The sequence below is a fragment of the Loktanella sp. S4079 genome (assembly GCF_000967725.1).
GTDB lineage: Bacteria > Pseudomonadota > Alphaproteobacteria > Rhodobacterales > Rhodobacteraceae > Yoonia.
Genome location: NZ_JXYE01000035.1, coordinates 1 through 554, shown reverse-complemented (window position 1 = coordinate 554; position 554 = coordinate 1). Strand labels below are relative to the sequence as shown.

The following is a 554-nucleotide window of genomic DNA, read 5'->3' as shown; positions in this document are numbered from 1 at the left end:
CAAGTAATCAACTTGTTTTGACCAGTGCTGATGGATTTTGGATGTTTCATTTGGACCACCGACACGATGGCCTAGCTGAGGGATATTGGAACGTTCAGATGGACGACAATGGTGAACCGATTAGAACCAGATACGCTTGGGCATCGATGGGTCTGTTGTCTAAGGTCGGCGAATGCTGGCGCAACGCTGAACATAAGATTTGCGTTTATACCGATTAGACTGTTTTTCTTCCCGCCATATCTCTCGTTTTTTCAGATCAGATAGTCAGGAGATCAGTTTATGATATTTGAACGAGCAAAGACTGTGTTTACGGTAGTCACAATCTCTTGCCTTACACCGTTTAGCTCGGGATCAGCGGGTGAACTTTCCGCAGCTGAGTGCGCCGCACTTCAGAACACACTCACCACAATGGCTGCCCGAGAAGAACGCAACGCTGAAACGATGCAGACACTTGCGACATTGACTTACACCATCCTCAGCGAACTCAACCCGACCGAAGATGGTGACCTAATAGGTGTTGCCAATGAAATGAAAGAGATCATTACGCGCCAGTC

General features: G+C 47.5%; 2 protein-coding genes. Both read left to right on the top strand.

Going from position 1 to position 554, the window contains the following annotated elements; genetic code table 11:
- Positions 1-218: hypothetical protein (locus TW80_RS18345; RefSeq protein WP_045998769.1), on the top strand; the 218-nt coding region annotated here is incomplete at its 5' end.
- A gap of 61 nt (positions 219-279) precedes the next feature.
- Positions 280-554 (top strand): hypothetical protein (locus TW80_RS18195; protein ID WP_157033344.1); only part of this gene is annotated, 275 nt, incomplete at its 3' end.